Annotated in this window: 13 protein-coding genes; 4 read left to right on the forward strand and 9 right to left on the reverse strand. The window is 53.3% G+C overall.

Annotated elements, in window-relative coordinates; translation table 11 throughout:
* Positions 1-11: 11 nt before the first annotated feature.
* The 5 genes from KO216_RS06080 to KO216_RS06100 form a co-directional block, all read right to left on the reverse strand.
* The gene (locus KO216_RS06080; RefSeq protein ID WP_215523359.1) at positions 12-3,146 is read right to left on the reverse strand and encodes a bifunctional [glutamine synthetase] adenylyltransferase/[glutamine synthetase]-adenylyl-L-tyrosine phosphorylase; all 3,135 of its coding nucleotides are present in this window, start codon (positions 3,144-3,146) and stop codon (positions 12-14) included.
* A 2-nt stretch (positions 3,147-3,148) separates the two neighbouring features.
* Positions 3,149-4,486, reverse strand: a complete 1,338-nt coding sequence (locus KO216_RS06085) for a glutamine synthetase family protein (protein ID WP_215523360.1) — start codon at positions 4,484-4,486, stop codon at positions 3,149-3,151.
* Positions 4,487-4,548: 62 nt separating this feature from the next.
* Positions 4,549-5,337 (reverse strand): ABC transporter ATP-binding protein, encoded by a 789-nt coding sequence (locus KO216_RS06090; RefSeq protein ID WP_215523361.1) that lies wholly within the window; start codon positions 5,335-5,337, stop codon positions 4,549-4,551.
* A 107-nt stretch (positions 5,338-5,444) separates the two neighbouring features.
* The gene (glgA, locus tag KO216_RS06095; protein ID WP_215523362.1) at positions 5,445-6,650 is read right to left on the reverse strand and encodes a glycogen synthase; all 1,206 of its coding nucleotides are present in this window, start codon (positions 6,648-6,650) and stop codon (positions 5,445-5,447) included.
* A gap of 132 nt (positions 6,651-6,782) precedes the next feature.
* On the reverse strand, positions 6,783-7,613 hold the full coding sequence (locus KO216_RS06100; protein ID WP_215523363.1) for a hypothetical protein: 831 nt from the start codon (positions 7,611-7,613) through the stop codon (positions 6,783-6,785).
* A gap of 343 nt (positions 7,614-7,956) precedes the next feature.
* Here KO216_RS06100 and KO216_RS06105 point away from each other — a divergent pair, with 343 nt between their 5' ends.
* The gene (locus KO216_RS06105; RefSeq protein WP_215523364.1) at positions 7,957-9,192 is read left to right on the forward strand and encodes a glucose-1-phosphate adenylyltransferase; all 1,236 of its coding nucleotides are present in this window, start codon (positions 7,957-7,959) and stop codon (positions 9,190-9,192) included.
* A 108-nt stretch (positions 9,193-9,300) separates the two neighbouring features.
* Here KO216_RS06105 and KO216_RS06110 read toward each other — a convergent pair whose 3' ends face one another.
* Both KO216_RS06110 and KO216_RS06115 read right to left on the reverse strand, forming a co-directional pair.
* Positions 9,301-9,711: a hypothetical protein gene (locus KO216_RS06110; RefSeq protein ID WP_215523365.1), complete on the reverse strand. Its 411-nt coding sequence runs from the start codon at positions 9,709-9,711 to the stop codon at positions 9,301-9,303.
* Positions 9,712-9,920: 209 nt separating this feature from the next.
* Positions 9,921-10,409, reverse strand: coding sequence for a SixA phosphatase family protein (locus KO216_RS06115; RefSeq protein WP_215523366.1), 489 nt, complete (start codon positions 10,407-10,409; stop codon positions 9,921-9,923).
* 51 nt (positions 10,410-10,460) lie between these two features.
* Here KO216_RS06115 and KO216_RS06120 point away from each other — a divergent pair, with 51 nt between their 5' ends.
* Positions 10,461-10,688: a hypothetical protein gene (locus KO216_RS06120; RefSeq protein WP_215523367.1), complete on the forward strand. Its 228-nt coding sequence runs from the start codon at positions 10,461-10,463 to the stop codon at positions 10,686-10,688.
* A 52-nt stretch (positions 10,689-10,740) separates the two neighbouring features.
* On the opposite strand, the gene KO216_RS06125 is transcribed toward KO216_RS06120, so the two are convergent.
* Complete coding sequence (locus tag KO216_RS06125; RefSeq protein ID WP_215523368.1) at positions 10,741-12,405, reverse strand: ABC-F family ATP-binding cassette domain-containing protein; 1,665 nt, start codon at positions 12,403-12,405, stop codon at positions 10,741-10,743.
* 146 nt (positions 12,406-12,551) lie between these two features.
* Here KO216_RS06125 and KO216_RS06130 point away from each other — a divergent pair, with 146 nt between their 5' ends.
* Together KO216_RS06130 and KO216_RS06135 are read left to right on the forward strand one after the other, a co-directional pair.
* Complete coding sequence (locus tag KO216_RS06130; RefSeq protein WP_215523369.1) at positions 12,552-13,505, forward strand: sugar-binding transcriptional regulator; 954 nt, start codon at positions 12,552-12,554, stop codon at positions 13,503-13,505.
* Between the two features lie 201 nt (positions 13,506-13,706).
* Complete coding sequence (locus tag KO216_RS06135) at positions 13,707-14,495, forward strand: HAD-IIA family hydrolase (RefSeq protein ID WP_215523370.1); 789 nt, start codon at positions 13,707-13,709, stop codon at positions 14,493-14,495.
* A gap of 69 nt (positions 14,496-14,564) precedes the next feature.
* Here KO216_RS06135 and KO216_RS06140 read toward each other — a convergent pair whose 3' ends face one another.
* Positions 14,565-15,860, reverse strand: coding sequence for a MurT ligase domain-containing protein (locus tag KO216_RS06140; protein ID WP_215523371.1), 1,296 nt, complete (start codon positions 15,858-15,860; stop codon positions 14,565-14,567).
* Between the last annotated feature and the right edge of the window lie 25 nt (positions 15,861-15,885).

Raw genomic sequence — 15,885 nt, forward strand, 5'->3', positions numbered from 1 at the left:
AGTTCCCTTTCTTAGGAGTTGTAAAAGACTCTCTCCATAACTGTCCGGGCGCGACGCGCCCGACGTAAATAATCTTCCCGCAAATCGTTCTCTTTATCTGGCGGATACCCCAGCAGGCGCGCCAAAGCGTGGGCAGGGGCAGCTGCAGTAGGCAAATAGTCCAATTTATTACCGCTCACCCGGTTAGTTACCAGCACATTTCCGCAGCGGATCCGGCATCCTAACATCCAGGCTTGCTCCAGGGCGCTGCGGCCGGAATCCGATAGCATTCCTTGCCGGGCAGCCACTGCCAAAGCTTGCAAAGTACCAGTTACTCGCAGATCCGGGCAGGAAGCTGCCCCTTGCATCTGCAGCAATTGGGCTACCCATTCTACATCGCTCAGTCCCCCTGGCCCCAGTTTCACGTGCAGGGATGCGTCTTGACCTCCGGGAACTCGTTCGTTTTCCATGCGTGCTTTAAGTAGGCGAATCTGGCGAGTTTCGCCCTCGCTAATGGGACGCTCATAGCGCAGTGGATCTATGGTTTTGGTAAAACGCTCCATTAAATCCTGGTCGCCCCAAAAGGCGCGCGCCCGCAGCAGCGCCTGCAGCTCCCAAGGTTCCGCCCAGCGTTCATAGTAGTCGCGCAAGGCGTCTAGGGAACGAGAAATTACCCCGTCCTCGCCCTCGGGACGCAGGCCGTAGTCGACTTTTAAACTGGGCGCTGCCGCTGGTCGGTTCATTTCTTCTTGCAGACGAGTAGCGAACAGGACAGCAATCCGGGAAGCCTCGGGGGCAGGTAGTTTCGCGTTAGTCCGCAAAGAGGCAGTTTGCGGGGCATTCCCCAAGATCGGAGCAGGCACATTTTCTACCGCTCCCGGGGCACACAATTGCGGATCAAGTAACGGAGAATGTACCACTAAAAGATCGGCGTCGGAAGCATAGGCGGATTCGCGTCCTCCCCCACGTCCCATCGCGACCAGGACAATACGCGGTACAGCCTCCTCGTGTGCTGCAATTTCCCGCATTATCACTTGACTGACTGCGGCGATAGTTGCGTCGTTAATATCGCTGATCGCTGCCTGGGAAGAAATGGGGTCTAAATGATTGATTACATCCCTTAGGGCGCAGCGCAACAATTCGCGCCCGCGAGCTTGACGGATCAGATCCACTGCGGCACTGGTGTCCAGGTGACGCCGGGAAAGTGCCTCCATCTCCGTATAAAGTTGCTTAAAACTGCGGGTAGCCAGCTTTTTATCGTCGTCTAGCCACTGGACTGCTTCCGGTACATGTTCCAGGCGTTCCGCGATATAGGGACTGAGTGACAAGATGGTGCATAAACGGTGGGCAACCCGGGAAGAATCCCGCAGCAGTCCCATATACCAGTGGGAATTCCCGATAGACTCCGATAGTCGGCGAAAACGCAGCAGACCGGCATCGGGGGAAGGCCCTTCTGCCAGCCAGCCGAGCAGCACCGGCAAAATATGGCGTTGAATTTGGGACCGGCGAGATACCCCCGCGGTCAAAGCCGTAATATGCCCGAGGGCTCCGCGAGTGTCCCGGTATCCGGCGAGCCGGAGGCGATCGGCTGCGGCCTGCGGATTCAGGGCAGCTTCCTCTTTGGAGAGCCCCGCGGTTGCCGGAAGCAGGGGACGATAAAAAATATCTTGTTGTAGGGCGCGGATTTGGGGTTTTAGTTTTTCCCAATAGTTAGTGAGTTCCCCGCTTTTCCCAAAACGTTCTACACCGAGTGACCTACCTACCCGGCGTTCGTCTTCGGGGTTTTGGGGGAACAGGTGGGTGCGCGCCATTCGTTGCATTTGCATTCGATGTTCCACTACCCGCAAGAAACGGTAGGCATCCGCCAGTTTCCGCGCGGAGTCCCGGCCGATATATCCGCCCTGAGCCAGGGCATCTAAGGCTTGCAAGGTAGGCCGCACATGCAGGCTTTCATCAGTGCGCCCATGCACCATTTGCATCAGCTGCACCGAAAACTCTATGTCGCGCAAACCCCCAGGACCTAGTTTTAGTTCCCGGCCAGCTTTGGGACCGGGGATTGATTCTTCTACCCGAATCCGCATCGCCCGGGTGTCAGTAAAGAACCCTTCCCGCTCCACTGCTGTCCATACTAAAGGCCATACTGCCTGCATATAGGCTTTTCCTACCCGGGAAGATCCAGCTGCAGGGCGCGCCTTCAAAAGCGCCTGAAATTCCCAGGTTTTCGCCCACTTTTGGTAATACTTGGCGTGCGCGGCTACGGTACGGCAGGTGGCTCCATCTTGTCCTTCCGGACGCAGAGCTAAATCTATTGGCCATAGGGGCATTTCGATTCCCGGCCCGCAGCAGACCTTAGAAATTCCGATCGCTAGACGCGAAGCTACTTTCAGGGCTTCGCCTTCACTTAGGCTACTTTCCGGGCTGGGCTCCGCGACATAAATCAGGTCAATATCGCTGTGATAGTTAAGTTCCCCCGCCCCGGTTTTACCTAGGGCAATCACCGCGAAATCTACCTCGCCAGCCGGGTCATATTTTGCGCGTGCTAGGGCGAGGGCGCCCTCTAAAGTTGCATCGGTAAGGGCGCTAAGTTTGCCGGCCACTACCGAAAAGAAGGCTAGCGGATCGGGGTGGGAAGCGTCCTCGGCGATTATTTGTAATAGGTGAGCGCGATAGGCGCACCGCAGGTCATTGAGGTTGCGATCCTTGGCTAGCCAGATATCTTCCCGGATTTCTTGGGCGTGGACAGCCTGCAAAATTTCTTGGCGCACCCGGGTGCGGTAGCGCGCAACTAGATCTAGTTCTTGGGAAACAAGATAGCGTTTACCATCCCAATAGGCCTCTGGTTCTGCAGCCTGAAGCTGTGACAAAATCTGGGGATGACTAACTAGATAGTCGCCAGCAAAACGAGAAACTCCGCAAATAGCTATTGCGAGGGCACGCTGGCGAGGATTATCTACCAGGTACTTTCCGGTGTTCTCCCCGGCCTCTAAAAGGTTCATTAAACACAGTAATACCTGGTCAGGATGGGCAGAAGCAGATAGCTCCCGCCAAAAATCCTCATTTTGCACCAGTGGGGCGAAAACCGGGGAGCTTACCCAGCTTTCCGCGCGCGCAACTTCGGTAACCCCGCTAGAGCGCAGGCGCGAAGCTAGAGTAACTTTCCTGGCCATGACTATACTCGCAAGAACTTCGCCAGTTCTCCCCGCGTGATTTGCGCCGAGTATTCGCGCCATTCACGATCTTTATTCCGCAGTACATAGGCGAAAACTTCTTCACCCAGCACTTGCGCCATGAACTCGGATTCACGCAGCTCTAAGATAGCTTCTTCTAGGGTCAGCGGCAGCGCAGGGATTCCTTGGGCGCGCCGCTCTTGATCCGATAGCCGCCAGACGTCGTCCTCGGTTTCTAGGGGCAGCTTCATTTCTTTTTCAATTCCATCTAGCCCAGCAGCCAGCAAGGATGCATAGGCTAAATAGGGATTAGCTGCCGGGTCCGTACCGCGATATTCGATACGGGCATCACCGGCTTTTTCTGGTTTATAGAGCGGCACCCGTACCAACGCCGAGCGGTTATTGTGTCCCCAACAAATATAGGAGGGTGCCTCCGAGCCTCCCCATAGCCGTTTATAGGAATTCACGTGTTGGTTTACTACTGCCGAGTATTCGCGGGCATGGGCAAGCAAACCGGCGGTAAAGGCCTGTCCAGTAGCCGAGAGCTGATAAATATCGCTAGAGGCATCGTAAAAGGCGTTGTGTTCGCCCTCGAAAAGTGACATATGGGTATGCATTCCACTGCCGGCCTCACCTGCCATGGGCTTGGGCATAAAAGTGGCCACCATATGGTCCTGCATCGCGATCTCTTCAATCAGGATCCGGAAAGTCATAATGTTATCGGAGCCGGTCAGGGCATCGGAGGCCCGCAGGTCGATTTCGTTTTGCCCCGGACCATTTTCATGATGCGAAAACTCTACCGAGATTCCCATTTCTTCCAGCATCGCCACTGCTCGGCGGCGAAAAGAGTTGTCCCCACCATTGGGAACGTGATCGAAGTAGGAGGCATTATCGATAGGGCGCAGCGGCTCATCTAAGGAAGTAGGCGGTTCTAGCAGGTAAAACTCAATTTCGGGGTGAATATTAAAAGTGAAACCGAGATCGGCGGCACGCTCCAGTTGCCGCTCTAGTACCCGGCGGGGATCGGAACGTGCCGGCTGTAGATCCGGGGTATAGACATCGCAAAACATGCGTCCAACTTCCCCGTCATCGCCCCGCCAGGGCAAGATTTGGAAAGTGGAGGCATCGGGGCGCAGCAACATATCGGATTCGTAAACCCGGGTAAAGCCTTCAATCGCGGAACCATCAAAGCCGATTCCCTCGTTGAAGGCGTCCTCTAATTCGGCGGGGTCAATCGCGACCGACTTTAGAGAGCCAGACACATCGGTAAACCAGAGGCGAATGAACTTTACTCCCAGTTCCGCAATCTTTTGTAGTACATCCTCTTGCGCTGAGTCCACGATTCTTCCTTACTTCTTATCGTTATTTTGGGGTATTAAATCATTAGTTCCCGCTGGGGTAGTTACTTGGCGTGCGCCCACCAACGCCTATCGTCGCTGCGACCGCATTTAAGCGGCAAACTAAACGCTTCTGAAAGATTCTCACTGGTCAGCACCTGGTCAATCTCACCGCTAGCCATGATTCTTCCTTCCTTCATCAGGGCGGCGCGATTAAAAGATGCCGGTATTTCCTCTAAATGATGGGTAACCATCACGATCTGTGGTGATTTTGGATCCGAGCTGAGTTCATCCAGGGCGGACAATAAAAGTTCGCGAGCCTGCAGATCCACCCCCGCTACCGGTTCATCCAATATCAAGATTTCCGGGTCAGCCATGAGGGCGCGGGCAATCAGTACCCGCTGGCGTTCTCCATCGGACAACGTGGATAACCTGCGGTCTTGCAAAGACGCTACCCCGAATAGTTCCATCAGGTTTGCTCGGCGCTGATAGTCGATATCTTCAAAATCTTGGTCACGCCCACGCACCATAGTGCCATAAGCGGCCGAAAGAATCAGCGCCTTCACGGTCTGCGATCCGGGAATCACTCGTAGCACCGCCGAAGAACATAGTCCTACCCGTTCATGTAGTTGTTGGACCGGTACCGCTCCCAGTCGTTGCCCTAAGATTTCTGCTTCTCCACTAGAGGGATAGTTACGAGCCGCCAAGATAGATATCAGAGTGGTTTTTCCCGCTCCATTGGGACCGAGGATTACCCAGTTCTCTCCAAGTTGGGATTGGAAGGAAACATCCTGAAGAATGGGGTTTCCCCCACGCAAAAAACTGACGTGTTGCAATCGGAGCAGAGTATCCATATTTCCCATCTTAACCAGTGTGCCTGCAGATAAGTGGCGGGGGCGAGCATCTTCCCCAAAGTGCTAGCCCCCGCCGCAGCTATTACCTTTCTAGCTGCCTATTTGTCTTATAAGAGGGAGCGGTACAGTTCCACAGTTTTATCTGCGACTGTCTGCCAAGAGAATTTTTCTTCTACCCGTTTGCGTCCGGCTTTACCCATTTTCTTGGCCAGCTCGGGATTCTCCAGCAGGGCGGTAATCCGCTCGGCCATATCCCGATGGAATTTATCTGGATTCGTGGGGGTGCCACTACCGTCAGATAGCTGTTCAATCGGTACTAAATATCCGGTTTCGCCCTCTGCAATGCAATCGGGAATCCCCCCGGTAGCGGTACCCACTACCGGCAGCTCCATGGCGGCAGCCTCCAGATTTACTATCCCCATCGGTTCGTAAATCGAGGGAGTAACAAATACATGTGCTGCCGACAAGATATTTACTAGCTGATCGTGCGGAAGCATTTCTTCAATCCAAATGATTCCGCTGCGCCGGGCAGATAGACCCTCTACCAATCCGCGAACTTCTTTTTCAATCTCCGGGGTATCTGGAGCCCCAGCACACAGCACTACCTGCGAATCTGCCGGAATCTGTTCGATTGCCTGCAAGAAGTGAGGCAGACCCTTTTGCCTAGTTATCCGGCCTACGAAAACCACAGTCGGTATCTCGGGGTTAATCCCGTATTTAGCCAGGGTTTGGGCAACCGCTTCCTGATCGGTAGGAAGCGCCCAATCAGTTAAATCCAGACCATTATGGATAACGTGGACTTTATCCGGATCTATCTGGGGGTAGGCACGCAAAATATCATCCTTCATCCCGTGAGAAACCCCCACCACCGCATCGGCTGCCAAGTAAGCGGTTTTTTCTGCCCAGGATGAGAGGTTATACCCGCCGCCTAGTTGTTCGCGTTTCCAAGGACGCAGAGGCTCTAGGGAGTGAGCGGTCACTACATGCGGGACTTCGTAAAGATTCTTTGCCCAGTGACCGGCCATATTCGCATACCAGGTGTGGGAATGGACTAGATCAGCCTGATCGCAATGCTGCGCCATCTGTAGGTCAATCCCTAGGGTACGTAGGGCGGCATTGGCTCCGTCTTGTTCGGCGCAATAGTCATATCCGGTAACCCGGATCTTCCCGCCATCATCGGGACGCGGACCGTCAAAGCAATGCACTCCCACATCGATTCTCTCTGCCAGCACCTTTGCCAGCTCAGTGACATGGACTCCGGCACCGCCATAAACATGAGGCGGATACTCGCGGCTCAATAAATCAACACGCATTTTGGGGATCCTTTCTTAGGTGACCTTTGAGATTGCTGTTATTTACCAGACTAGTGGAATCGCGGGGGCGCGGGGCAGGAACGAAAAATCCTTCGCTGCCGCCCCGCGCCCAAACATTCCTGACAAAGCGGGTTATTTCCGTTTCTTGTTAGGATTTACCCCTTCGAGTCTATTTTTAGCCAGGCGCATTCCGGCGTTACCAGTTTTTTCGCCCCTTTTCATATAGTAGTAGCGGTACAGGGGGTCTTTGTCGTAACCATTCTTTATTACCTGTTCCCAGATCCATTCATCGGTTATTTCTTTTCCTTGCCTTAACCGGTTTATGACTTCTAGGCTTTGTCCGTTGTAGGGGTCGAACCACCATTTTGGTCCGGCGCTTACTAGAACTCCGCCTTTGCCGTTCCCGCTCCCATCGCGTTTCATCCCTAGGTACTTGGGGCCAAGTTCCTCGATGAGGGCGACTTCTTCTTCTATCTGCCGCAGAACCCCGATATAGAGGAATACCACCAGGATCCGGGCGCAAAGTTTAAGGCAGGCTCGCAGGCATTCTTCCGGGTTTTGCTGGTAAAACATTTCGATAACTTCACCTCCTGCGTTTCCGATTCCCCCATCGATATGGAAGATTTCGTTAAAAAGACCCCTGACTATCGCCGCGACCTCTTTATCCGCATAGGATTCCTCCCATTCGGCGTGCTCCTCCCCCAGGTATTCTCGATACATAGGGGGATTTTCTTCGCGCACCAGACAATCGCGGGTGAAAAACAGTAGTCCCTTAAAGTAACTGGAATACCGAAAATATAAGGGATGCTGGATTTTCGGGAGATCAGGGTCCTCCCCTGTCATTTCCTTCTCGATAACTTCCCCCGCCCACTTTAGATAAGCAATAATCTCTTTATTGCTCTCGTCGTTCTTGGGGTCGTTAATGAAGTCCAGGTACTTACCGGTTACTTCTTCCTTATTCATTTTTCGCTCCTTATCTAAGGTTTCAGCCGAGAACTTTTCCCGACACTTCCTATATAGGGCGCATGCACATTTTTGCTGCTAAAAGCGGAATTCAGCCGTTTTTAACGCTTTTTACCCGCATCGAGAGATGGTCAACGCCTGGATAAAACCGCCTGCCTTTGCGGGGATTTTTCTGGCTTGTACTGACCCCTGACGCCACCAGGTCTTGACCGGGGAATCTGGGGCTGAGTAGATAGAGAAAACCAGTCTCTGTTTTTGAATATTGGGTGAGCGAACTACGACTACTTCGTTAATCCTTCTCAAATCCCCGCGCGAGCACTAGGGGTTGGCATATGCTGGCCATATGGCAAAAAATAACGTATTAGCAATGATTCTGGCTGGTGGCGAAGGCAAGCGCCTGATGCCCCTTACTTTAGATAGGGCGAAACCTGCGGTTCCCTTCGGGGGCACTTATCGTTTGATTGATTTCGCGCTTTCCAATGTGGTGAACTCCGGGTATCTACGCTCGGTAGTGCTCACTCAGTACAAATCGCATTCTCTGGACCGCCATTTGGCGACCACTTGGAAGATGTCCGATTTACTGGGCAACTACGTGGCACCGGTACCCGCTCAGCAGCGGCGGGGCAAACACTGGTACCGGGGCAGCGCCGACGCAGTCTACCAATCACTAAACATTGTGCGTGATGAAAATCCGGAGTACATCCTGATTATCGGGGCGGACAATATCTACCGCATGGACTTTTCTCAAATGGTCGATGACCATATTAAATCTGGATTGCCTTGTACGGTTGCTGGGATTCGGCAACCGATTGAGCTTTCTAGTGCTTTTGGGGTCATTGACCAAACCAACGGAACGATTAATCGCTTCATTGAAAAACCCGAAACCTGCGAGGGTCTTCCCGATGACCCCACAAAGTTCTTGGCCTCGATGGGCAACTACGTATTCACCACTAAAGATCTAGTGGCAGCGCTAGAAGCGGACGCTAACAATGAAGATTCTAAGCACGATATGGGTGGGGATCTGGTTCCTTACTTCGTAGAGCATGGCGGGGTGAACTGCTATGACTTTATTGAAAATGTGGTTCCGGGCGCTACCGACCGTGACCGCGACTACTGGCGAGACGTGGGTACTATTGATGCCTTCTACGAAGCGCACCTAGACCTGTTGTCGGTGTCTCCGGTGTTCAACCTCTATAACTTTGACTGGCCAACCTACACGAAACTAGATGCGTGGCTGCCCCCTGCTAAGAGCACTTTTAGCGATGAGAATCGCCGGGGTATGGCTCTGGATTCGATTGTTTCTCCGGGGGTAATCATTTCCGGTGCGCGCGTGGAACGCTCCATGCTCTCGCCCATGGTGCATCTGCACTCCTTCGCCTCTGTAGATGGCTCTGTGCTGATGAATGGCGTCGATGTGGAACGCTCCGCGGTGATCCACAATGCCATCTTGGATAAGAATGTGCGTGTGGCCGAAGGCGTTCAGATCGGGGTCGATCACGATAAAGACCGCGAACGCGGATTCACAGTTTCCGAGGGCGGGATCACCGTAGTACCCAAGGGGACAGTAGTAACCGAATAGCCTCATCAAAGCTAAAACCAAAGACTGGGGGCGGGAACATGAAGCCATGTTCCCGCCCCCAGTCTTATAGCTATTGGTGGTTGGAAAAACGCGCCGGATTTTTCCTACTTACATACCGGAGTACATCATTCCGCCGATAACCGCATAAAAAAGAACATAGAAAAGCACCGTCACGACCACGCCAGCGATGAAACCGTTACGGCACTGGATTGCCGTCTGAGGCTTGGTATTCTTCCACACCAGCCAAAGAATCAACCCGGCAATGGGGATGAAGAAGCCAAGGACTGCCCATCCAAAACTACCGGTGTCCCCTGGGTTTACACCAGACATTCCCGGGTTTTGATAGTTCTGCATGGGAGCCTGCGGGAAAGGTCGCCCGTAGGCCGGCTGCTGCCCCATTTGTGGTTGCCCATAGCCTGGTTGCTGCCCCACCTGGGGCGGAATCGGAGCCGGCTGCTGCTGATAGGGATAGGGAGATTGGTTAGGGTTGGGGTTGGAGTTGGGGTTAAATTGACTCATTTTTATTCTTCCTTTGAATAGAGAACTTAGAATTATTTTCCTATAACGCCCGGATACGTGGCAAATTTAACCCTTGACTTAATTTTGATACAAAAATTTATTCCCGCACTGCAGACGCGCCTTCAAGACCGTTGTACCCCTTCCAAAACCTCTTTTAACTGCTCAAATAGCTTCTTCACTTCTCTAACGCTTCCCAATTAAACCCGAGACTATTGGCGCAACGAGGCGTGAAAAATCCCGGTTAGCTCCCCGCAGCCGCAGCTAAGAGCACTAAAGCCGGGAACTTGAAAAGCAATAGCGGTAGCGGTGGACACTCCGTAAGGCACGCCCGCGTCCGCGGGAGCTAGAAGCTGGGCGGTCATCGAAATTATGGGCTCATGCCCTACTACTAGGATGGCTTTGCCGCCTGCCGGCCCATACTCCCCCACCAAACGCAATAGCCGCTCCGGGGAACAGTGATAGAGCTCGTCCTCTGCCAGTAGCTGCGCGCCCGGATAAGCCCTGCCGATCTGCTGAGCGGTTTGGGCAGCGCGAGCCGCCGTAGAATGCAATATCAGCTCTACCGCTACCTTCTCTTTAACAAGAAGCGCCCCCAACTCCCGCGCCTGCCGTATCCCCGCCGGAGTTAGAGGACGAGAGTGGTCGCCTCGGCCATAACCAGCCTGGGCGTGGCGCACCAGCGTTAATACGTAGCTCATACCCCCATCCTAGCTAAGCCTCTAGAATGAAAACTAAAGACAAGGAGAAACATGGCTTTAGCTAAAGGACCAGAAGACAATATCTGTTCGGCGCGCGGATGCGAAAACCCGGCAACCAAAGCAGTCCTGTGGCGTAACCCTAAGATTCCTCGTCCCGTACATAAAACCTGGCTGACTTGCGACGAACACGCTGATTTTTTGCGGCAATACCTGGCGTATCGCTCTTTTCCCACTAAAGTGGTTCCTTTTAGCGAGGTCGATACGGCAACTTTGGATTAACCCCGGATTATCCGCTAGCGCCGACAAAGTAGCGACGAAGGTCGGCACCTAGCTAAGTCAGTTCCACCAGATCCAGGTAATCATCACTCCATAAATCTTCATCCCCGTCCGGCAGCAGCAACACCCGCTGCGGATTCAGTGCCTCAACGGCACCCGGATCGTGGGTCACCAGCACCACTGCCCCCTCGTATTGGTCGAGGGCGTGCAAGATTTCTTCCCGAGACGCCGGATCCAGGTTATTGGTAGGTTCATCTAGCAGCAGCACATTGGCGCCGCTTACCACTAGGGTGGCCAGTGCTAGCCGGGTTTTTTCTCCCCCCGAAAGCACACTGGCCGGTTTAAAAGCGTCCTCCCCGGAAAATAGGAACTGTCCCAAGATGTTGCGCACGTGGGTTTCATCCAGGTCGGGAGCCGCCGCAGTCATATTTTCATAAACCGTGCGAGCGGGATCGAGGGTTTCGTGCTCTTGGGCGTAATAGCCCAGTTTGAGGCCGTGACCGGGGACAACTTCCCCCGCGTCTGCGTCCTCGATCCCGTTTAATAGTCGTAGCAGCGTGGTTTTCCCCGCGCCGTTTTCCCCCAAAACCACGACTTTGCTGCCGCGGTCGATTGATAAATCTAGGCCGCTAAATACCTCTAGGCTGCCATAGGATTTCGCGAGGCCGCGCGCATTCAAAGGTACTTTGCCGCAAGCTAGTGGAGTGGGAAAGCGCAGGCGGGCAACTTTTTCAGCTTTGGTTTCACTTCCGGCTTCTTTTACTAGTTCTTCGGCTCTGCGTAGCATTTGTTGCGCCGCGACTGCCTTAGTGGCTTTGGCTCGCATTTTTTCGCCTTGCTCGCGCAATGCCTGTGCTTTCGCTAAGGCGTTTTGGCGCTCCCGGCGTCGCCGTGCCTCATCTTGGGCGCGCTGCTTCAGGTAGGCGTCCCACCCTAGTTTGTATTGATCGATGACCGCCCGGGAGGCATCCAGGTACCACACCTGGTTTACGGTGTCTTTTAGTAGCGCCGTGGAGTGGGTGACCATTACGAAGCCGCCGGCATAGGTGCGCAGGAAATCGCGGAGCCAAATAATGGAGTCATGGTCTAAGTGGTTGGTGGGCTCATCTAGAAGGAGTACGTCTGGCTGGGAAAACAGTACCCGCGCCAGTTCTACTCGGCGGCGCTGCCCTCCGGAAAGGGTCGCCAGCGGCTGAGTGAGTGCGGCCTGGTCTAACCCTAAGTTGTGGGCGATCTGCATAGCTTCCGAGCGGGCAGCATACCCGCCTAGTCGGGTGAACTCTTCATCCAGGCGCGCGTATCTTTCTATCGCCTTCGCCTGAGTTTCCCCGCTGGTAGTGGACATTTTTTCTTGAGCATTCTCGATTGCCCGCAAAGTGCGATCCAGATTCCGCACCGCCATTATCCGAGAAATCCCATCCTTTTGTTTCACCCCCACTGCTGGGTCTTGTGACAGATACCCTACCGACCCCGAGGAAGTAACTTTGCCTTGAAAGTCGATATTGTCGATTAAGTCTTGGGCTTCTTCTTCGCTGAGGGAACCGCTAGAGCGGTGTTTACCTAGCGCCACTAGCGCCGCGATTAAGCGCATAGTAGTGGTTTTACCAGCGCCATTGCGCCCAACTAGGCCGATCCGCATTCCTTTATCGATACGCAAATTGGTGCGGGAAACCAAGAGCCGCTGCCCGATCCGCACTTCCATATCTTGCGCATTAATCACCCCGCGATTCTACCCAGGAGCTACCAGTAGTTAAAACTGATCAGGGTCTTACACGCGGCAATAATGGTTATGGAAGTGCTTCCCCGAGCTAACAGGGAGGTTTACAATAGTGCTTTAGCAAAGGTACCGTAACAAAGGGAAAAGTCATGCCCGTAAATCTGAGCCGCAAAGACATTCAAGCTATCGATGCCGCCAAAGCCTACTATGGGGGTCTCCCCCAAAATGAAGTGGCGGCGCGGCTGGGAATCTCCCGTCCCACGGTTTCTAAACTGCTGCGCTATGCACGTGCCAAAGGATACGTGAAAATCACAGTTAATGACCCTCGACTAGCGGACTCTTCAACCGCTAAAGCTTTAATGACGCGTTTTGGCCTGGAGGAGGCGGTGGTGGTTTATCCCAGTGCTCCCTCCGATATTGAAGTCCGCAAAGCACTGGGGGAAGCCGGAGCTCGAATGGTAGAAAAGGTGATTAAAGATGGCGATACCGTGGGGGTTTCCTGGTCACGAACCGTCGAAGAAATCTCTAAGAACCTGACCGCTCAGCCGCGCAAGAAGGTTGAGATCGTGCAACTGCGAGGGGGCGTAGGCGGATTTGCGCGCGGACAAAGCGAAATCGAGGCCGTTAATCGTTTTGCTGAGGCTTTTAAGGCTGAGGCGCATCTATTGGGAGCGCCCACCGTTTTTCAAAGTGCCGAAGCCAAACAGGCGATGATGAAAGAAAAGCAGGTAGCTGCAGCTTTGAAACGCGGGCGGGATTCCCGCATAGCTGTCTTTACCGTGGGAGATGCGGCAAAAAGTTCCTATCTTTTGACTCTGCCCACCCTCTCGCGAGATGTAAAACTGTTTTTAGAGAAAAAAGCAGTCGGCGATATTTGTTCCCGATTCATCGATACCCACGGCAGGGTGTGTTTGCCGGAACTAAATGACCGCACTATGGCGATATCTTTGGCACAGCTGCGGCGGATTCCCGAAAAGATTATGGTCGCTGGAGGGGGCGCGAAAGTAGCGATTATTAGGGTCGCCCTGGAACATGGTTACGCTAATCGGCTTGTGATTGACGCGGCTACTGCCGCGCAAGTGCTGGATATGCGAGTCAACTAGCTAGCAACCCGGAAACTAGCCTTGGAGGAACCCAAAGAGTCTCCCCTATACGGCACAAACTTAAACCGGAAGTTACATAAATTTAAATAAAAATATAATCGGCTCTCTTGTCTAGGCGAGGTAGGTCTCTAAGGTGTGAAATGCGCGGCTATCAGGGATTTAAAGCTTAGCAATCGCGAGAAACACCGATAGGATGAAGACATGAACAATATTAGTAAACTACGTAAACCCAAAGCCTGGATGACCGATATGGATGGTGTGCTAGTGCACGAATCCAAAGCACTCCCGGGCGCACACGAGTTTATCGAAACTCTAAAAGCCAAAGAAACTCCCTTTTTGGTACTAACTAACAACTCTATTTTCACTAACCGTGACCTAGCTGCGCGTTTGGAGGCCTCGGGGCTTGAGGTTCCCGAAGAACGTATCTGGACTTCCGCGAATGCTACCGCCGAGTTCTTAAACAGCCAGTCCCCTAACTCCACCGCGTTCGTTATTGGGGAGGCCGGGCTGACCACCGCTATTCACGAAACCGGCTATGTGATGACTGAAAGCAACCCGGAGTTCGTAGTCCTAGGGGAAACCCGCTTTTACGATTTCGTCAATATCACCAAGGCGATCCGCCTGATTGAAAAGGGCGCCAAATTTATCTGCACTAATCCGGATACTACTGGACCTTCCGAGGACGGAACTTTGCCGGCTGTAGGATCAGTGGCCGCCATGATTACTAAGGCGACTGGACGCAACCCCTATTTCGTGGGTAAACCGAATCCGGTAATGTTCCGCGCTGGACTCAATAAACTGGGAGCACACTCCGAGGACGCAGCCATGGTCGGTGACCGCATGGATACCGATATTCACGCCGGAGTCGAGAGCGGGATGGACTCCTACCTGGTGTTAACTGGTTCAACTTCCCGCGAGGACATCCATAAGTTCCCCTATCGCCCCAAGGCGGTATTTGAGGGAATCGGAGATCTACTGCCTCTGCTTTAAATCTGATTCCTTTTAAATAATGGGGGCGGGTAGCTTAGCTACCCGCCCCCATTACTGTTTAAAAGCTACTTAACTAATCTGCCCTTTGGCTTCTAGTTCTGCCCGCAAATCCTGGAACGCCGTGTAGTTAGCTAAAATATCGACTTGACCGCTACCAAACATACTGATAGCGCGATAGGCGCTATTTTCAACTTCGCAGGTTACCCCCTGTTTTTGCAAACATGCTTGCACCTTATCGGCACATTCTCCGGAAACGATAACTTTCGGGGTTCCCCGTAGAGGGGTGAAATCAATATCTTCAACCCAAGAAGGATCAGTTCCATCTCCGATACGCGCATTGACCGCTAATATTGCTCCCGCTGCTCCGGCGTGACGCATAGTTAGAGCTTCTCGCCATCCTGCGGGGTTCTTAGCCAAAAGTAAATGCCCTTTTACCTCTCCCACCTGGCAGGAGGCATAGCGTCCTGCCACCTCGGTAACTAGGGGGATTCCCTGGGCAGCGGCCGAAAGTGGCGCTCCCAAAACGCTGGCAGCTGCCAAAGCCATGAGGGCATTGCCGCGATTAACCAGACCCGGCAGATTAACCACTACTGATTGCTTAGCCCCCGGCGCCGACACTTCCATAGCGCTACCTGCCATTACTGCTTCGCCCTCCCCTAGAGCCGAATCCTCTAGGCGGTAGCTCCAATCGGGCTGCGGGCGGCGGAATGTCGGTTCGCCAGTAGAAAACCAATCCTCGCCCTCTCGCTTAATTTCTTTACCTGAACGCGGGCAGACCAGGGAATCGTCAATCCAGCGGGTGCCGACACTAACCCATACCTTTTGATTACCGTCCCAGGCAGCTGAAGTTACCATCGGGTCGTCACAATTAGCTACTACCGTAGCCTGCGGGCTGAGAGCAACTGCCTGCCGTAACCGTGCTTCCACATGGCCGACTGCACCTACCCGATCTAGCTGGTCGCGAGAAAGGTTCAGGTACAGCAACACCTGGGGTTTAACTTCCGCAGCGACCAAGGGAACATGCATTTCATCAACTTCTAAAACCACATAGGGGGCCGAAGGATTTTCCATAATTGCGGCGATTACCCCATTTTCCATATTGTCGCCGCCGCGGTTAGTAGCCACTGATTTTCCCGCTTGCTGTAGGGCATTAACCAGCATTTTCGTGGTAGTAGATTTCCCATTAGTTCCGGTAACTAAAGTTACCTTTTTTCCGGCGGCCAGGCGGCTCATAATATCGGGGCAAATTTTTTGTGCGACTCGCCCGCCAATCATTCCCCCGGAACCTTTCCCTAAAGTACGGGAAGCGAAAGCGGCAGCTTTTCCAACGGTAACTGCCAGATGTCCTTTAAAACCAAAATTCATGGTTTAAGACTACAAGAATTTTTTC

This window comes from Varibaculum prostatecancerukia (assembly GCF_943169825.2).
In the GTDB taxonomy this organism is placed as follows: Bacteria; Actinomycetota; Actinomycetes; order Actinomycetales; family Actinomycetaceae; genus Varibaculum; species Varibaculum prostatecancerukia.

What these genes read in the sequence shown, in the direction of transcription:
- KO216_RS06080 (WP_215523359.1), bottom strand. Translation starts at nt 3,146, where the DNA reads ATGGCCAGGAAAGTTACTCTAGCTTCGCGCCTGCGCTCTAGCGGGGTT.
- KO216_RS06090 (WP_215523361.1), bottom strand. Translation starts at nt 5,337, where the DNA reads ATGGATACTCTGCTCCGATTGCAACACGTCAGTTTTTTGCGTGGGGGA.
- glgA (WP_215523362.1), bottom strand. Translation starts at nt 6,650, where the DNA reads ATGCGTGTTGATTTATTGAGCCGCGAGTATCCGCCTCATGTTTATGGC.
- KO216_RS06100 (WP_215523363.1), bottom strand. Translation starts at nt 7,613, where the DNA reads ATGAATAAGGAAGAAGTAACCGGTAAGTACCTGGACTTCATTAACGAC.
- KO216_RS06105 (WP_215523364.1), top strand. Translation starts at nt 7,957, where the DNA reads ATGGCAAAAAATAACGTATTAGCAATGATTCTGGCTGGTGGCGAAGGC.
- KO216_RS06110 (WP_215523365.1), bottom strand. Translation starts at nt 9,711, where the DNA reads ATGAGTCAATTTAACCCCAACTCCAACCCCAACCCTAACCAATCTCCC.
- KO216_RS06115 (WP_215523366.1), bottom strand. Translation starts at nt 10,409, where the DNA reads ATGAGCTACGTATTAACGCTGGTGCGCCACGCCCAGGCTGGTTATGGC.
- KO216_RS06120 (WP_215523367.1), top strand. Translation starts at nt 10,461, where the DNA reads ATGGCTTTAGCTAAAGGACCAGAAGACAATATCTGTTCGGCGCGCGGA.
- KO216_RS06130 (WP_215523369.1), top strand. Translation starts at nt 12,552, where the DNA reads ATGCCCGTAAATCTGAGCCGCAAAGACATTCAAGCTATCGATGCCGCC.
- KO216_RS06135 (WP_215523370.1), top strand. Translation starts at nt 13,707, where the DNA reads ATGAACAATATTAGTAAACTACGTAAACCCAAAGCCTGGATGACCGAT.
- KO216_RS06140 (WP_215523371.1), bottom strand. Translation starts at nt 15,860, where the DNA reads ATGAATTTTGGTTTTAAAGGACATCTGGCAGTTACCGTTGGAAAAGCT.